Annotated in this window: 8 protein-coding genes; 4 read left to right on the plus strand and 4 right to left on the minus strand. The window is 40.8% G+C overall.

From position 1 onward, the window contains the following. Nucleotides 1–96 precede the first annotated feature (96 nt). A complete protein-coding gene (locus tag PY364_RS03585) occupies nt 97–294 on the minus strand; it encodes a helix-turn-helix domain-containing protein (RefSeq protein ID WP_275520667.1) in 198 nt (65 codons plus the stop codon). A 307-nt stretch (nt 295–601) separates the two neighbouring features. On the opposite strand from PY364_RS03585, the gene PY364_RS03590 reads away from it, so the two are divergent. Beyond that, complete coding sequence (locus PY364_RS03590; RefSeq protein WP_275520669.1) at nt 602–895, plus strand: hypothetical protein; 294 nt, start codon at nt 602–604, stop codon at nt 893–895. A gap of 161 nt (nt 896–1,056) precedes the next feature. Here the strand turns inward: PY364_RS03590 and PY364_RS03595 are convergent, their stop codons facing one another. The 3 genes from PY364_RS03595 to PY364_RS03605 form a co-directional block, all read right to left on the minus strand. Further along, a complete protein-coding gene (locus PY364_RS03595; protein ID WP_275520671.1) occupies nt 1,057–1,728 on the minus strand; it encodes a class I SAM-dependent methyltransferase in 672 nt (223 codons plus the stop codon). A 147-nt stretch (nt 1,729–1,875) separates the two neighbouring features. Continuing rightward, nucleotides 1,876–5,814 (minus strand): alpha/beta fold hydrolase, encoded by a 3,939-nt coding sequence (locus PY364_RS03600; RefSeq protein WP_275520673.1) that lies wholly within the window; start codon nt 5,812–5,814, stop codon nt 1,876–1,878. A gap of 50 nt (nt 5,815–5,864) precedes the next feature. Beyond that, nucleotides 5,865–9,551, minus strand: coding sequence for an SDR family NAD(P)-dependent oxidoreductase (locus tag PY364_RS03605; RefSeq protein WP_275520675.1), 3,687 nt, complete (start codon nt 9,549–9,551; stop codon nt 5,865–5,867). Between the two features lie 395 nt (nt 9,552–9,946). Between PY364_RS03605 and PY364_RS03610 the strand changes: the two genes are divergently transcribed. The 3 genes from PY364_RS03610 to PY364_RS03620 all read left to right on the plus strand — a co-directional run bounded on the left by PY364_RS03610 (nt 9,947) and on the right by PY364_RS03620 (nt 18,560). Next, the gene (locus PY364_RS03610) at nt 9,947–15,343 is read left to right on the plus strand and encodes an ATP-binding sensor histidine kinase (protein WP_275520677.1); all 5,397 of its coding nucleotides are present in this window, start codon (nt 9,947–9,949) and stop codon (nt 15,341–15,343) included. 149 nt (nt 15,344–15,492) lie between these two features. Further along, a complete protein-coding gene (locus PY364_RS03615) occupies nt 15,493–16,818 on the plus strand; it encodes a response regulator (RefSeq protein WP_275520679.1) in 1,326 nt (441 codons plus the stop codon). A 2-nt stretch (nt 16,819–16,820) separates the two neighbouring features. Continuing rightward, nucleotides 16,821–18,560, plus strand: coding sequence for an EAL domain-containing response regulator (locus PY364_RS03620; protein WP_275520681.1), 1,740 nt, complete (start codon nt 16,821–16,823; stop codon nt 18,558–18,560). Nucleotides 18,561–18,635 lie beyond the last annotated feature (75 nt).

Raw genomic sequence — 18,635 nt, forward strand, 5'->3', positions numbered from 1 at the left:
AACAAATTAAAATTGTTAAAGCGTTGTGGATTTGGATTTAGAAACTTTAACAATTTTGAAATTAGAGCTTTGATTAGCTGGCATTTTCCTAATATTTTAGCATAGTAGGTACGAAAGAGCCGGTTTTCCTCTGGGTTTGGGCTGTAAATTTCCCTCTATTTTTTGTTGTTTAACAAGCTTTTGAACTAAGCTTTTACTCACAGAAAATATTGCTGCTGTTGCTCGGATCGACAGCTTCTGCTCGTGATGTGCTGCTACTATTTTTTTTCGCAAATCTACTGAATATGCTTTCATGGTATATTATTTTTTAGTTGATTCTCTCAATACTTCGGACCGGTACATAAGCTCATAGGTTTGAAGCTAGGGCTACGTACCGTTAGCGCGATCGCCCCTGAAAATAGTCTGTAGTATTGCTCTAGTGTACCTCATAACATCCGGAAGTGCTGTATCACCAGTTTCATCAACTGGGTTTACCGTCCCGTAAGCTTTTCAGCTTACTTTAGGTAAAACGAATCGCACATTTCTGTAGTATTTATGGTGACTGAATAGAGTTCACCTCAAGTCCTACCGCAAAAAGAAAGCAAAATCTATAGGAAAACCTATGCAACCCATCCGACAAGGCGACGTAATTTTAACGCCAGTACAGAAAACTGAGGGGCAAAAAAAACCTCACCTCACACTTGCAGAAGGCGAAGTGACAGGACATTCTCATCGCATTATTGACGGAAAGGCTGAGCTTTATGAAAAAGATGGAACTCTCTATTTGCGAGTGCTTTCATCGACAGCTTTGTTGAGTCACGAAGAACACAATCCTATTTCAATTCCTCAAGGCAATTGGATGGTAAGAATTCAGCGGGAATATGAGCCGCAAGGTTGGAGGTATGTTGCGGATTAAAGTTAAAAGTATGAATTACAGCATATTCCAGGTGAATGAAGTACAGTAGCAGAACTCTTAGTCAACTAACTACTTAGATCGATGAAATTGTGTGTACCACATATATATGGAATATGCTGTATTTACGAAAATAAAACAATGCTTTGCCCGACAAAAACTTATTACTTTCTTGCCGTAAACAGTGCAGTACAACCAACAACTTGAACTGAATAACTTGAAAAATTCGATGCTAGCGCCTCTTTTAAATCTTCAACGTTATCCTGCCAATTAGTGAAAACACCAGTGTTGTTGTAGATGTGCATCACTATTCTCCCTAAATAATTGTGCTTAACTCCCGCGCCGAGAACAGTAGAACCAAATAAAATTGCACCATCTTTCATCAAAGGTTTGAGGTATTCAAAGGCTACGGTTTTAGTCGCAAGCGTTCCAGGCAGACAGTGAAGTAAGTAGTTAATTCCTATAGAATCAAACTGATTTGGTTCAAGCGGCAATGGTTCCAGAACCGATGCTTGATAGCAAGACGGTTTGTAGCGTGCAATTCGCTTTGAGGTAAAGTCTAAACTATTAGCATTTAGATCCAACAAACTAATCTTTGGCTGCTTAGAAGGAAAGCGGCACTTATCCAAATAATATCCCGATCCAACTCCAACATCTAAGTGGCAAGCAGAAATATTTTTGTTGTAGAAATTGAGTAGCCTAGAATAAGAACATTTCCACAAAAAACGAGCAGAAATTCCCACGATTTTGTCATATTCAGACAAAATATCTTCCGTATAAACAGCTTGTCCTTTGATTACACGCTCTTGGCTGATGGGAAAAGAAGTTGCATCCATGATTTTTCCTTTGTTGTTAGTTGTTAGACGATCTAAAATTCGATACAATCGCTCTTTTTATTCTCTTTGTTTTCTCTAAGGTATGTAGTTGCGCTTTAGCGCTCTTTCGCGTACAGAAAGAGCGCTAAAGCGGAACTACGTACCTATTTATTTATGAGAATTAGCCCCAGACGATATTAATGAGCGGCTAAAAGAAGAGACTTGGTGCTGCGGAACATTATTAGGTGCTAGTTTGCGGGAAATAGTTTGTACAACCTGTTCGCGATCGCTCTCTAAAAATAAGTGAGAACCCGCAACGGATTCAAGGTGAAAACCACCTAAAGTCTGTGTGTTCCATGCTGCCATATCTTCTTGACTAACAAAACGATCTTTACTTCCCGTAAAAGCCGAAATCGGACAATCTAGTGGGGCATTATCCTTGTAGATATAGCTTTCAAGAGCAAGAAAATCTGCCTGCATAGTCGGTAACAGCGCCTCCATCAGTTCAGTGTTTTGCAGCACTTTAGATGATGTTCCTAAACTGCGGAGAAATCTGGTCAAATTCAGATGAGAAGTCAAATCGAGAGCTGGGAAAGGATTAGGTAATTGGGGAGCAATAGTTGCTCCAATAAACAAGTGAATTGGCAACAAGCCAAACCGATCGCGAAGGGACTTTGCTACCTCAAAAGCTAGCAGCCCACCCATGCTATGTCCGTAGAAGGCAAAAGGTTTGTCGAGCATTGGTTTCAGGACATCTGCCAAAACTTCAACCAACTCTGTAAATTGAGTAACAGGCGCTTCGCTAATGCGGTTTTCGCGGCCAGGAAGCTGTATTGGACAGACTTCTATTTCTGGTGGCAACTGTGACTCCCAACTGCGGTAGGTTGAAGCACCACCACCAGCGTAGGGAAAGCAAAATAAGCGGATTTTTGCAGAGGTAGAAAACTCAGATTTATTAATCCAACTCAAATTAGTATTTTGAGGAACTGTCAAAGCTGCAATCTCAAGTGTTGGTAATAATTCTTCTATTGCTGGCGTTAGTTGAGAGTTCATTTTTAGGGCTAGTTGAGTGATAGAAGGCCCTGCAATTAGTTCTTTTACTAGCAAGCTGATTTCCAAATCTTTCTCAATCCGATTTTTGAGTTCAACGACCATTAAAGAATCAAAGCCTAACTCCCTTAAAGACGCTTCGAGGCAGACTTCAGATCGTTTCACTCCCAATCCCCGGACTACTTGCTGACAAAGATAAGACTCTAATAAAGAGGGGCGATCGCTATTTTTGGCAGTTAATATTCTGTCACGCCAAGTCACTTTCTGGAAATTTAATCCCGCCGTAGATAGCGCCATATCTGCTTCTTCAAAGATAGAGTCAACTGCTGCAAGTGAGGTCTGCTGTTCGCTGACTATTACTCTTGCTGCTGGCTCAATCCAATATCTTTGGCGCTGGAATGGGTAAGTAGGAAGTAGCACTCGGCGACGGGAATAGTCTTGGTCAAATGCCGCCCAATCAACATCGGCTCCATGAACGTATAATACTTTTAAACTCGCAAGTAATTGCTGCCAGTTGGAGCGTTCTTTGTGAAGTGAAGACAACCAAACTCCTGTTTTTTCTGGGAGGCATCTGCGTCCCATTTGGATTAATGGAGAGTGCGCTCCAATTTCAAGGAAGATATCAATTTGTAAAGCTGAAAGTGCATTAATTCCACTTTCAAAATTGACTGGTTGCAGGATTTGATTGCACCAATATTCAGCGCATCCGATTTCAGTGATTTGGGCGCTTTCTCCTGTTACTGTTGAAATTAGCTCGATTTGTGGTTCTGCATAGGTGATTTGAGCTACAATTTGCCTAAAATCATCTAGAATGGGTGCCATTAAAGGCGAGTGGAAGGCGTGGGAGACTGTGAGCTTATGCGTCCACAGTTTTTGAGGTTGGAGGTCTGAAAGTACCGCAGAAATGGCTTCAGAAGTTCCAGAAATAACTGTTTCTTCTGGGCTGTTGATAGCTGAAATTACCACATTGGGCTGGTAGGGTGCGATGGCGGCTTTTACTAACTCTGCATTTGCTAAAATTGCTACCATCTCGCCATTTGGAGGTAGTGCTTGCATTAGCCGACCGCGTTCTGCAACTAGCTTTATGGCATCTTCTAAGCTGAAAACTCCGGCTATACAGGCGGCTACGTATTCGCCTAAACTGTGACCGATAACTGCATCTGGCTTGATACCCCAAGATAGCCATAATTGAGCTAAAGCATACTCGAAAGCAAACAAAGCTGGCTGGGTATAAGCTGTTTCATTGAGAGGAGAATATACGCCCTTTTCTGGGTAAAGAACATCTAGGAGAGGCACTTCTAAATAGGGTTGTAGCAATCGATCGCAGCGATCGAGAGTTTGGCGGAATGTCGGTTGAGCGTTGTAAAGTTCGCGCCCCATGCCGATGTATTGGGAACCTTGACCTGTAAATAGGAAGGCAATTTTAGGTGGGTTGTTAGTGGAACATTTGGTAATAACTTCGCTAAAGTCTTCACCTGCGGAAAAATCTGCTAATTGTTCGCGTAAATCTTGTGCGGAATCAGCTACAATTCCGATGCGATAATTATGGTGCGAACGTCCTGCATTGGCAGTGAAACAAATATCTGCTAAGGGCTGATTTGGTGACAATTCGAGGTGAGTTTCATATCGAGCTGCCAATTCATTTAAAGCTTTTTCATTTTTGGCTGAGAGGCATAATAAATGTAAGGGGCGTTCGGTTTCTGATGGTACGGGGGCTACTTCTGGTGGTTCTTCTAAGATGACATGAGCATTAGTTCCGCCAATGCCAAAAGCGCTGACTCCGGCGCGGCGAGGAATGCCATTTTCAGTTATCCAAGGTTGCTGTTTTGTGTTGACGTAGAAGGGACTATTGGCAAAATCTATTTGGGGATTTGGTTCTTCAAAGTTGATAGTGGGAACTAACAGTTTATGTTTCAACATTAACGCAGTTTTAATGAAGCTGGTAACTCCTGCTGCTACATCAGTATGTCCAATATTTGGCTTCACGGAACCAATGGCGCAGAAGCCTTTCTTTTCGGTATAGTGTGAGAAAGCTTTAGTTAATCCTGTAACTTCAATCGGGTCGCCTTGGAGAGTTCCTGTACCATGAGCTTCTACATAAGTAATAGTTTCAGCATCTACTCCTGAATTAAGAATTGCTTCGGCAATTGCCTCTGCCTGACCTTGAGAACTAGGCGCTGTATAGCCGATTTTAAAACCACCATCATTATTAATTGCTGAACCTTTAACTACTGCATGAATACAATCTCCATCAGCAATAGCATTAGCGAGTAGCTTGAGAATGACAACACCGACACCGCCACTAAAAACTGTTCCTTTAGATTTGGCATCAAAAGCTCGGCAATGTCCGTCGGGAGAGTGCATCATTCCCTCTTCATACAAATAGCCTGCATTTTGGGGAAGATAGATGGAAACTCCACCGACTAAAGCAATATCGCATTCACCCATTAATAAGCTCTGACGAGCTAAGTGAATCGCTACTAATGAACTCGAACAAGCTGTTTGAACGTTGAGACTTGGCCCTTTTAAGTTGAATTTGTAAGAAACTCTTGTTGGTAAGAAGTCTCTCTCATTGGCAATCAAAGCTTGGACATTTCTTGATGAGAGAATCGAACTGCGAAAATCAAGGTTTGGATAAACATTTCTTAACAGGTATGTACTCAGAGATTGACTGGCATAAACGCCAATCGAACCTGAATAATTTTTAGGATTATAGCCAGAAGTTTCCAGAGCTTCCCAAGCAGACTCCATGAACAAGCGATTTTGAGGATCTAACATTTCCGCTTCTTTCGGACTATAGCCAAAGAAGGAAGCATCAAACAAATCAACATCATCTAGAACAGGAGCTACTTTCACATAATTCGGATTGCTTGCAGTCGCAGCATCGACACCAGCAGCTTCCAATTCTGCTTCTGAGAAAAAGGAAAGAGATTCCACGCCATCTTGTAGATTCTGCCAAAATTCATCAATATTTTTTGCTCCAGGGAAGCGACCAGACATCCCAATAACGGCAATATCTAGTTCATTACCGACACCCACGTTTTCAATTGCTTCCATTCTAATGGACTCCTGATTAATTGTTATATTGTTGACAAATTGATATGGATTTAGACTAGATTTCGTGACTTTCTAGACAGAATTTGCTGCTGTCTCTGAATGAGTTCTCGACGTTTATCAGTTGGACTTTTGCTCTGACGCAACTGATTAATAGAGATTTGTTTTTCTGGATTGTCTAAATGTTTTGCGATCGAGCTAATGGTGGGGTACTGAAACATTTCGCTCATCGAAATATCTCGATGTAAAACTTCCTGTAATTTCCCAGTCACCTGAGCTACAAGTAAGGAGTTTCCACCTAGATCGAAGAAGCTATCATGGAGATCGATATCATCTATATTTAACACTTGTTTCCAAATAGAAGCAATTATTTTTTCTACTTCTGTGTTGGCGGTGGCAGCGACTTTTTTTCGCTGCGCTTTAGGACTTTCCCATTCAAGACTAAAAGGGTGTTTTCCGGCTTCATTTACCTCTGTATGTTGTTGAATAAAGCTTTTACTGCCATCCAACCCAATTAAGAGGTTTGCTCGATCAGTATATAACCCTGTTAGGAAAGAATGCAAGCCTTCTTTTGCTGACATGGATTTGTAACCTCTGGCGTGGAGTGCATCTTTTCCTCGATAACCTTGACTCATTCCTACCTCATTCCATGTACTCCAATTAAAGCAATAGCTCTGTATTGAACACTGGTATTTTTGATAGTGAGCAAAGCAGTCTAGGAAATGGTTGGCTGCACTATAAGCACCTACCATAGCCCCTCCAAAAAAGCTACTCACCGAAGAGAAACTAATGAAAAGAGGATTGGGATGTTTGACTATGAGTTGATGCAAAACCCAAGTACCAAAAACTTTGGGATGCAGTGTTTTGGCAAAACTATCTTTGGTTTCCTTGACCAGTAAACTTTCTTGATAAATTCCTGCTGAGTGAATCACTCCTTGTAATTCGCATTGCCAGAGAGACTGAGCTTGGTTAACAACCTGTTGCAACTGAGCAGAATCGCAGATATCAACAGCTTCGTAGATAATCTCTCCCCCAAGTTGCTCTAATGCTAGGTAAGCCTTAATCTTTTGAGCAATAACATCTGCCTGTTTGATGCGAGTCTCCCATGTATTTCTAGGAGGCAATTGAGTTCTACCGACTAATAACAACCGAGCTTGATAATTTTCGAGTAAATACTTAGCAATCTCAACACCAATTCCTCCTAATCCTCCAGTCAGCAGATACATTCCGCCAGCTTGGAAGGGAAGTTTTTGCTTTTCAGCTATGGTCAAGTCAACTTTTTCTAAGCGGGGAATTAAACGCTGTCCGTTGCGATATGCCACTTCTGAATCGCTGCTATCTGTCTGAATTTCCGTGAGAATATAAGGCGCATTCACTGCAACTGAATCTACAGGGAGATCGATATGCCGACATTTCAAACCAACGATTTCCTGGGCAATTGTTTTGACCAGTCCTAAAATTGGAGCTTTCTCCGATGCAATTTTGTCATCGGGTGAAGTTGGCTGTGAATAGCTAGAAATTACTTGTAATTGTACTGAATGGTTCGCACCTTTAAGCTTGGTCAGTGATTGGGTGAGGAATAGTAAACTATAAACCCCAAGGTCGAGGGATTCTTCTAGTGCTTCTAAGTTGGTAATCTCTCCTAAATATACTTGATATGTCCACAAATGCAGAATCCGAACAATTGTGATGTTATCTTCTAAGAGTGATGCCAGTAGTTGCAAATAGTGTTCGGCGTGTTTGGGGTTAATTTGATAATGATTGGTATCAAACTTGTTGAATTCATCACCAATTTTAACCTTGATGCAGGGACTATTGCGATTTTCTAGTTCTACATTCAAGTAAGTTCCTAATCCTATCGAATCAAGGAATATTAGGGTTGCGCCTGTTATTGACTGAGTTGTTACGGGAATCGCTACTTTTGGTCGCCAAATCGGGCAATAAAACCAGTCTGGTAATGTGTTACTGTTGCTAGTGTTAATGTCCAACTGTTTGAGAATGCTATCAAACTCTCCAGCTATAAAGCTTTGGCTCAATTGAGATCGCTGAATCTTCCCAATTTCTGTTTTAGGAATCGTTTCTTTCTCAACTGGAATCAGATAATCTGGATTCAGACCAATTTTTTTAACAATACTAGCTCGAATATCCTTGAGTAGTAACGCCAAGCGGTTTGGTTCGGAAATATGTGTATGAAAAAAGATTGCTAAATTATCGCTGTTGCTATCAGGAGTTCGGACGGCACAGGCGGCAGTATAGGAGACTTCTACTCCCTCAACTTCTTCAACTACTGCTTCAATTTCATGGCTGTAGTAGTTGAGACCATTGACTATAATTGTGTCCTTGGCGCGACCTGTAATAGTTAGATTATCACCTTTGAGAAATCCCAAATCTCCCGTATTAAACCATCCATCCTCGGTAAAAACTGCTCGATTTAGTTCTTGATTCTGATAGTAACCAGAGGTAACGGAAACTCCTTTAACCTGTAAGCGTCCAATCGTTTCTTGCTCAACTACTTGGTCATTGCTATCAACAATGCGAATGGAAATACCGAGAATAGGAGATCCTACTTCTACAAAGGCATCATGATCCGCTGTTGAGTCTAATGAAAAGTTGTTTGAGAAAGTAATGGCTGAAGAAGTTTCTGACATTCCCCACGCCGGACGCATCGCATTAGCTGGCAGTCCTTGGGGGCAAAGTAACTCTAAAAAACGTCTTGCTGTTTTAGCAACAATTGCCTCACCTGCGTTTAAAATAAACCGCATTGAAGATAAATTCCAATGTTGCGATTGAATCTTGTGAGCCTGGTTATTAATCAACGCATAGGCGAAATTTGGAGCCCAAGTAATTGTTGCTTTAAAGCTATCGATCAAGTCTAGCCAAAGGAGCGGGTTTTGCAAGATAGCTTCTTTGACAACGTGGATTTGTTTGCAACCCAAGTAAACATCTCGAATGTGAAACATGACTAGACCACCAACGTGGTCGAGAGGCATCCAATTCAGTGAGATATCTTTATTGTTAAAGTTATTTATCTGGGAGGTACTAGCAGAGCGGCTGAGTAAAGTGCGATGGCTTTGCATTACCCCTTTGGGTACTCCCGTGCTTCCAGAAGTGAGCAGCAATAGAGCTAAATCGTCGGGATTACTATTTTCAGCGCGTTTGTCAGGGGTAGCGGTTCGCAACTCTTCAATAGTTTCAACTTGAATGCTTTCGACTTCCCAAGACTGCGACAGAGCAAGAATTGAGGGAGCTAATTTTTCATTAGTTAGAATTGTTGGATGTTCTAACATCTGCCAAGCATGGTGCAGCTTTTTGACTGCGCCATTCGATTCGGAGTAGGTGGGAGCGATCGCGATCGGTACGGGAACGAACCCCCCTAAAACGCATCCCCAAAAGGCAGCGATGAAGTCCTGATTGCGATCGAACTGGAAAATGATCTTATCTTGCGGCTTTAGTCCGAGTTTTCTCAATCCCCCAACAATCTGCTGGGCTTCCTCTAGTAAGTCTGGATATAACTGAACGCTCTCTTTACCGTCAGACTCAATATAGACAATGCCTTGATTAGGAAAATGAATTGCCGCCCGTTGCAAAGCTTGGGTAAGATTAGTGGGAGAAGTAGGGGCTAGCGTCAGAGGTTCTCCGTGACTGACCGAAAGTTGTTTGCGAAGCGGTTTTTCTTCAGATGGCGAGGATAAGCATTGAGAATTTTTGCTCGTTGCCTTAGATATTGTGACAGAAGACATTACAAGAGGTGACAGAGTTAACAATCTCTGTGTGATACAGGTCACAAACTACATTATATGAGCTTCAAAGCAAAGTCAAGCTATTTGGCAGCTACTTTATAGAATCTTTATAAATTCAGTATATTTACGTAAGTAGATAGATAGGGGTTAAAACCCCTGGGGGGTTTGTGCTAATGGTGGAAGATATAACAATTTTCGGCGTTGCTTAATCAAGGTACGAAAAGGAACCATACAAAAACCCAGAATATTTGTGGACAATAGTTTTGAGGATTTGCATATTTAGCCGTTTATACCGTAAATCAGCAACGCCAAAATTTCTACCCCATTCCTACTTGGTCGAAAAATTAGATATACTGAATCGACAACTTGCTTCTCTCGGTACAGGAGATTCCAATATGTTCGACCTTCCCGGTTATCAAATCACCCAGTCAGTCCAAGTGGGAATAAAGAACGCCATCTACCGAGGAACCCGCGAAAAAGACCGCACCCAAATCATTATCAAAACCCTAACTGCCGAGTTCCCTAGTATAGAAGATATTACTCGCCTCAGACACGAATATAAAATCACTCAAAATTTAAACTTACAAGGCATTGTAAACACCTACAGTCTAGAAAATGCAGGTAACAGCTACGCCCTCATCATGGAAGACTTAGGAGGAACATCTCTAAAGCAACTTTTAGCAGCCAAAAAACCAACCCTTAAAGAATTTCTTAACATCGCTTTGCAACTTGCAATTGGTCTTACTGAACTCCATCAACACAGCATCATTCACAAAGACATTAAACCAAGTAATATCATCATTAACGCCACTACCAAGCAACTTAAACTCATCGATTTTAGCATCGCCACTCGCCTTAGCCGAGAAACCCCAACTATCAATAACCCCAACGAACTTGAAGGCACTCTTGCCTATATGTCTCCCGAACAAACTGGGAGAATGAACCGCACTCTCGACTACCGCACCGATTTCTATTCCCTCGGCATCACCTGCTATGAAATGCTAACGGGTCAAGTTCCATTTACCAGTTTTGAACCATTGGAATTAGTCTATTGCCACATAGCGAAAACTCCGACTCCCATTCAGCAAATCAACCCCGAAGTTCCTCACACAATCAGTGCTATTGTGATGAAATTAATGGCAAAAAATGCGGAAGATCGCTATCAAAGCGCCCAAGGATTGAAAGTAGACTTAGAAGAATGCTTAAACCAGTTGCAAGCTACTGGGCGCATTCGTAACTTCACCCCAGGAGAAAAAGATAAATCGGGACAATTTCTCATTCCGCAAAAACTCTACGGGCGGGAATCAGAAGTTGCAGCATTGCTAGAAGCATTTGAACGAGTTAGCAACCCCCAAACCGGGCTAAGTCAAGTTGAAATAATGCTAGTTTCCGGTTACTCCGGCATTGGCAAAACCAGCGTTGTTCAGGAAGTCCACAAACCCATAGTCCGACAACGGGGCTACTTTACTACTGGGAAATTTGACCAATTCAAGCGTAACATTCCCTATGCAGCGATTATTCAAGCTTTCTCAGAACTAATCCGCCAGCAGTTAACAGAAACTACTGAACAAATAGCCATTTGGAAATCAGAATTTTTAGAAGCATTAGGGGTTAACGCTCAAGTCATCATTGATGTAATTCCAGAAGTGGAATTGATTATTGGTAGTCAGCCAAAAGTCCCGGAACTTGAACCTACCGCCTCTCAAAACCGCTTCAATTTAGTCTTTAAAAAATTCATCAGTGTCTTTACCAAAAAAACGCACCCTCTTGTTCTATTCCTTGATGATTTGCAGTGGGCAGATTTAGCTTCTTTGAAGTTGATTCAACTACTAATGACTGACGATGATAGCAATTATTTATTACTAATTGGAGCCTATCGAGATAACGAAGTCAGTCGTACTCATGCCTTGATATCAACCCTGGAGGAAATACAAAAAACTGGGGCAATAGTTAATAATATTGTCCTCCAACCTTTAACGCTTAATATAGTTAATTTAATCCTCGCTGATACCCTAAAAGATTCTGAACGCTCCCAAGAACTCAGCCGCCTCATTTTCAATAAGACTCAGGGAAATCCCTTCTTTATGAACCAATTACTGCAAACTCTGTATGCAGAAAAACTATTACAATTTGACTTCAAGCAAGGGCGGTGGCTGTGGAACTTAGAGGAAATACAAGCAATCGGTATTACCGATTACAACGTTGTTCAACTGGTTGCCAGAAACTTGCAAAAACTCCCAGAAGCTACTCAAGAAGCGTTAAAGTTAGCTGCTTGTATTGGTAACTCTTTTTACTTAGATGTCTTAGCAATAGTCAGCGAAAAATCTCAGTTTGGCATAGCAGATAATCTCTGGGAAGCATTGCAATTAGGTTTATTGTTACCTTTAAGTAATGACTATAAAATACCGTTACAGCTTGACCCCTCTGAACAAGATACAACACCCCTTGAAGAGTTTAGAGTTGGCTATAAATTTCTCCATGACCGAGTACAGCAAGCAGCCTATTCCCTAATTCCTGAAGAACAAAAAAAAGCTACGCATTTAAAAATCGGTCAATTGCTGTTATATCAGACAGCAAATTATGCCTTAGAAGAAACAATTTTTGATATAGTTAATCAGCTTAATATCGGTAGAGAATTCATTACGGAATCTTCGGAAAAAGAGGAGCTAGCTAATCTGAATTTGAGAGCTGGTAAGAAGGCGAAAACATCTACAGCAATTGATGCGGCTGTTAAATATTTAACAGTAGGGTTGGAATTGTTGCCAGAAAATAGCTGGTATAGTCACTATGAATTGACCCTTAAACTTCATGTGGAAGCGGCGGAAGCAGAATATTTAAATACTAATTTTGATCGAGCAGAAAACTTGGTAAAAATTGTTTTGCAAAAAGCTAAAAATTTACTGGATAAGGTGAAGGTGTATGAGCTAGAAATCCAGTTTGCTATTGCACAAAATCAGATGCTAAAAGCAATTGAAACAGGAACAAGAGTCGTGGAATTATTGGGCGTACAATTATCTCCTCTCCCTGGCAGTGATAGCACTGAAAAATTCAATTTGCCTCGACTTGAAGATTTAGAAAATTTCCCTATAATGACCGATCCTTATAAGCTGGCGGCTATGCAAATTTTGATGAATATTAGTGCTGCTGCTGTGATTGCTAATCCCCAAGCTTTTGTGCAGATAGTTTTCACTATGCTTCCTCTTTGTATTGAAGAAGGTCATTCGGCTGTAGCTGCGATTGCCTATGTTGATTATGGCATGATTTTATCTGGAGTAATGGGCGAATTAGATGCTGGATATTATGCTGGTCAACTATCTTTAAGATTATTAGAGCAATTTAATGCTAGAGAACTCAAAAGTAAAGTTTATGCTCCTTTTAACGGTTTAATTCGACACTGGAAAGAGCATACTGTGGAAACTCTAGCACCGTTAATAGAGGGATTTCACAGTGGATTAGAGACTGGAGATATGGAATATGCTGGTATTTGTGCTCTTCACTATTCAGTTCACATACTTTGGGCTGGAAAGCCATTAGAATTAGTGGCAAATGAGCAACTGGCATATATTGGTTTAATGAAAAAATTAAAGCAAGAATTCGTAACTAAATATATACAAAACTTTCATCAATTTACGTTAAATTTACAAGGGCTAGCGCTAAATAAAATTCTGTTGATTGGTGAAAGTTTTGACGAGACAGCTATGCTACCCTATTTGCAAGCAACAAAAAATAGTGGAACTCTTTTTGTTGTATATATTAATAAAACAATTCTCTGCTATTTATTCAAAGATTTTTCTCAAGCTATTGACAATGCTTTGCTAGTACTAGAACAAATTGCAAGCGGGATAGGCTTGATGACTCTGGCCGTTTATAACTTTTATTATTCCCTATCTCTCCTCGCTCACTATTCCCAAGTCGAACCTACCAAACAAAAACAATATCTACTCCAAGTAGAAGAGAACCAGCAAAAAATGCAGCAGTGGGCACACCATGCCCCCGCCAACTACAAGCATAAATACGAACTCGTTGAAGCAGAAAGAGCGCGAATTTCGGGCGATATCCTCAAAGCTCAGGACTATTATGACCGAGCAATTATTGGAGCCAAAAACAACGGCTACATCCAAGAAGAAGCATTAGCCAACGAACTCGCCGCCGAATTTTATCTCGCCGCCGGCAGAGAAAAAATAGCCAAAACCTACATGACAGAAGCCTACTACGGTTACATCCGCTGGGGAGCAACAGCTAAAGTCAAAGACTTAGACGAACGCTACCCTCAGCTAATTTTCCGCACGTCAAACCCAGAGGTATCAGACTTAGAAGCAACTAGAGTAACTACCTCAACCCGGTCAACCAACTCCAGTTCGAGAGGTTCAGCAGTATTAGACTTCGCTAGCGTTATCAAAGCCGCACAAGCACTCTCCGGCGAATTTGCCTTAGAAGGCTTACTCAGCAAACTAATGACAATTTTAATAGAAAATGCCGGAGCTCAAAAAGGCTATTTAATCTTGCAGGAAAACAATCAACTGACAATAGAAGTCAGCGCTCTCAGCCCAGAATTAGTAACTGTACAGCAAAGACCTTTAACTAATGAATTAGTTCCTATTTCAGTTGTCAACTATGTACTCAGGAGCAGACAAAACCTCGTTTTAAATAGCACTGCTAATGACTCAAGATTTGCTGCTGACCCTTACATTCAACAGCAGCAGCCTCAATCAGTATTATGTTCGCCCATTCTCAATCAAGGCAAACTAATTGGCATCATTTATCTAGAAAATAACATCACAATCGGAGCCTTTACAAAAGAGCGTACAGAAGTCTTAAATATCCTCTGCCTCCAAGCAGCTATTTCCTTAGAAAATGCCTTTTTGTATAGCAACCTAGAGCAAAGCAACCAGCAATTAGAAGTTGCCAACCAGCAATTAGCAGAATATTCCCACACCCTAGAAACCAAAGTCGAAGAAAGAACCGCTGAACTTAAAGCTGCTCAAAAGCAGATTGTCGCCAAAGAAAAACTCGCTTCTTTAGGAGCTCTGACCGCTGGTGTTGCTCACGAACTCAGAAATCCCCTTAACTTTGTCAATAACTTTGCCGAATCCAGCGTACAATTAACTGAGGAATTGACAGAAGAAATAGAAAACAATTCAGAGAAAATAGAGCCAGAAACTCTTGACAATATTAAATACATATTAGAAGAACTAAAAGGCAATGCCACTGACATTAATCTGCACGGGAAAAGAGCAGAAAATATTATTAAAAGTATGATGATGCACGCTCGTACAGAGAGCGGTCATTACCAACTTATAGACTTGAACGAACTTCTCGCTCAAGCAGTTGATTTAGCTTACCATAGTAGGCGGGCAAAAGATAATCGGTTCAACTTAACAATAGAAACCAATTATGATAGAACCATCGGTCAATTAGAATTAATAGCTTCCGATCTCAGCCGCGCTTTCATCAATTTGATTGACAATGCTTGCTACGCCGTGCATACTAAGAAGCAACAACTTGGCGATTCATTTACCCCTACCATCTCTGTAAAGACGCAAAATCGCGGCGATACTGTAGAAATCAGCATTGCTGATAACGGTATCGGGATCGAGTCAGAACTTCAAGATAAAATCTTTAATCCCTTCTTTACAACCAAAGCGGCTGGAGAAGGTACAGGTTTAGGGCTATCGCTGACACACGATATAATTGTAGGACAACACCGAGGCAGCATCCAACTAGAAACTGAACTAGGAAGGGGGACAGAATTCATCATAAGCTTGCCGAAACAGTTGAGCAATGGAAGATAAGCGATTGGACAAGAAGAGAATTAATTTGTCAGGATTGAGTTGTCAATTACAATTTAATTCAAATCTCAAAAAAAGCCAAATCCCCGCTTTTATCACCGATTCAATGCCAACAGAACCAAAAAATAAGTGCGTGTGTAGTAGGTAAAAAGATGACATATAAAATCTTAGTAGTAGATGATGAAGTGAGCTTAGAGCGGTTAATTAAACAGCGCTTTCGCAAAAGTATCCGCGATAATAAATTAGAGTTTATTTTTGCTCACAATGGTAAAGAAGCCTTAGAAAAATTAGCAGCAGAATCCCCCATAGCTATTATTTTAACTGACATTAATATGCCAGAAATGGACGGGCTAACTTTGTTAGAAAAGCTCTCCGAACTTGACGTGAATCTAACTCTAAAAACAGTGGTAGTTTCTGCTTACGGTGACTTGCAAAATATTAGGACGGCAATGAATCGGGGCGCTTTTGATTTTTTAACTAAACCTATAGATTTTGATGATTTAGAAATTACTATTAACAGAACCTTGGAGTATGTCCAAAAAATGAAACAAAACCTCAAGGAACTACATCAGGCACAATCTCAATTAATTCAAAGTGAAAAGATGGTTTCTATTGGGCAATTAGTAGCGGGAGTTGCTCATGAAATCAATAATCCAGTTGGCTTTATTGCGGGCAATCTCGACCACATAGAAATCTATATCGAAGAATTGTTGAATATTTTACAACTTTATCAAGCCGAACTACCAAACCCTAGCGAAGTTCTTCAGCAGCAAATAGAGAAAGTTGAGTTGGATTTCGTCATTGAAGACTTGCCTAAACTTGTCGCATCAATGAAACAAGGAACAGAACGCATCCGCAATATTAGCACATCTTTAAGAACTTTCTCCCGAAGCGATACCGTCCAAAAAGTTCCTTTCAATATTCAAGAAGGTATTGAGAGTACCCTGCTGATTTTGACGCATCGGCTGAAAGGTAACAAATATCGACCTGAGATTAAAGTCATTAAAGACTACGGAGAGTTACCTCTAGTAGAATGTTACCCTGGACAACTAAATCAGGTATTTATGAATATTATTGCTAATGCTATTGATGCAATAGAAGAAGCCACTCAAGGTTACACTTATGAAGAAATTAAAGCTACCTCCAAAGTAATTACTATTAAAACTGAAGTAGTAGATGGGGAATCAGAGATAGTAAATGATGACAATAGAATGGAGGAATTGAGATTACCCTCCAATCGAGCTGTAATCCGCATTTCTGACAATGGGCCGGGAATGCCAGAATCAGTAAGAGAGAACATTTTCAGCCCATTCTTCACCACAAAATCAGTCGGGGCGGGTACAGGATTGGGGCTATCTATTTCCTGGTCAATTGTGGTAGAAAAACATGGTGGCAGAATTGATTGTATTTCTAAGCCAGAAAAGGGGAGCGAATTTATCATAGAAATTCCAATAGAAAGCAATTCTGGGGGTGGTTAACTATGCCATCTTTTAAAACAGCAAAAATTATTTTAGTTGTTGATGACGAACTTAGTCTAGAACGTTTAATTAAACAGAGATTTCGCAAACAGATTAAGGCGAAAGAATTAGAATTTATCTTTGTTACTAATGGCTGTGAAGCCATCTCTCTGCTAGAAGTTTCCCCAGATGTCGATTTAATCTTAACGGACATTCGGATGCCGGAGATGGACGGTTTGACGCTGTTAGATAAAATCAAAAAAATTGACCCGACTCTCAAAGCCGTTGTCGTGTCAGCTTACGACGAATTAAAAAACATTAGAACTGCGATGAATCGCGGAGCTTTTGATTTTTTGACAAAACCGATTGACTTTAATGATTTAGAGATTACAATTAATAAAACTCTGGGGTTTGTCCGAGAAGTTCGAGAGAATCAACGGCAGCTTCAAGTTGCTCAAGAACAACTACGATATCAGGCGTTTTATGATGCTCTTACAGGTTTACTAAACCGAAATGGGTTTATTGAACAGATAGAGATGTGCATTAGCGAACAGCGGCTTAGTAGTCGCTTTGCCGTGTTATTTTTGAATTTAGATCGCTATCAAGTGGTTAAATTTACTTTGGGACATGGGGTGGGAGAGGAATTGTTGAAACAGGCAGCTCTGCGGTTAGAAAGTTGTATGCTACCAACGGCGATAATCGCTCGCGTGGGCAGTGATGAATTTGCCATATTATTGAAAGATATTTCTGACAGCCAACAGGTAAGTAGCATCGCTAGCGGTATCCATCGCGCTTTAGAAATGCCATTTGTTTTGGAGGAAGTGGCAGTATCTTCAACAGTGAGTATTGGCATTGTTCATAGCAGTTTAGACCCTCTTGAACCAGAAGATTTATTGAGAGCAGCAGATACAGCGATGCACTGTGCGGTGTTGCAGGGTAAAGGTAGCACGGCGATATTTAATGCAGGAATGCGTGCGGGTGCAATTTCTCGCCTCCAATTGGAAGCTGATTTGCAGCGAGCAGTTTTTAACGAGCAATTGCATTTGAATTATCAGCCGATTTTCTCATTAGTTAATGAACAAATTGTTGGGTTTGAAGCCTTAGTAAGGTGGCGGCATCAAGTTAGGGGAATGGTGTCTCCAACGGAGTTTATTCCTATTGCTGAAGAAACGGGATTAATTTTACCTTTGGGAGCATGGGTGCTATCGGAAGCGATGGGGTGTTTGAAGATGTGGCTAGAACAGTTTCCGAATGTCAGACCTTTGAGTATGAGTGTTAATTTGTCTGGTATTCAACTTTCTAGTCCTGATTTAGTAGTATTGATTGAGGAGTTGTTGGAACACTTTTCTTTAAGTGGCGAATCTTTGAAGTTGGAGATTACTGAGAGTATGTTTATGGAGAATGCGGGAGCAGCGGGTCAGTTATTAGCAGAGTTGAAAGGGAAGCAAATACAATTTTCTATTGATGATTTTGGCACGGGTTATTCTTCTCTATCCTATCTGCATCATCTGCCAATTGATACTCTAAAAATTGACAGGGAGTTTATTAGCGGGATGGTTGGAGATAGCAAGGATTCTGATATTGTGAAGACGATTATTTCCTTGGCACACTCCTTGGGTTTAGACGTGGTTGCTGAGGGAATAGAAACGCAAGAACAGTTAAATAAATTAAGGGAATTAGGGTGTGAATACGGCCAGGGATTCTTTTTTTCTAAGCCGTTGGATGTAGAGGCGGCTGGAGAGCTATTAGCCTCATTTAATTAGAAACATGACTTACACAATACTATCCGTAACGCCGCCCTCTGGGCGGTATCTTAACCGCCCAGAGGGCGGCGTTAC

This window comes from Kamptonema sp. UHCC 0994, from assembly GCF_029167235.1.
Lineage (GTDB): Bacteria > Cyanobacteriota > Cyanobacteriia > Cyanobacteriales > Microcoleaceae > Kamptonema.

What these genes read in the sequence shown, in the direction of transcription:
- PY364_RS03585 (WP_275520667.1), bottom strand. Translation starts at nt 294, where the DNA reads ATGAAAGCATATTCAGTAGATTTGCGAAAAAAAATAGTAGCAGCACAT.
- PY364_RS03590 (WP_275520669.1), top strand. Translation starts at nt 602, where the DNA reads ATGCAACCCATCCGACAAGGCGACGTAATTTTAACGCCAGTACAGAAA.
- PY364_RS03595 (WP_275520671.1), bottom strand. Translation starts at nt 1,728, where the DNA reads ATGGATGCAACTTCTTTTCCCATCAGCCAAGAGCGTGTAATCAAAGGA.
- PY364_RS03600 (WP_275520673.1), bottom strand. Translation starts at nt 5,814, where the DNA reads ATGGAAGCAATTGAAAACGTGGGTGTCGGTAATGAACTAGATATTGCC.
- PY364_RS03605 (WP_275520675.1), bottom strand. Translation starts at nt 9,551, where the DNA reads ATGTCTTCTGTCACAATATCTAAGGCAACGAGCAAAAATTCTCAATGC.
- PY364_RS03610 (WP_275520677.1), top strand. Translation starts at nt 9,947, where the DNA reads ATGTTCGACCTTCCCGGTTATCAAATCACCCAGTCAGTCCAAGTGGGA.
- PY364_RS03615 (WP_275520679.1), top strand. Translation starts at nt 15,493, where the DNA reads ATGACATATAAAATCTTAGTAGTAGATGATGAAGTGAGCTTAGAGCGG.
- PY364_RS03620 (WP_275520681.1), top strand. Translation starts at nt 16,821, where the DNA reads ATGCCATCTTTTAAAACAGCAAAAATTATTTTAGTTGTTGATGACGAA.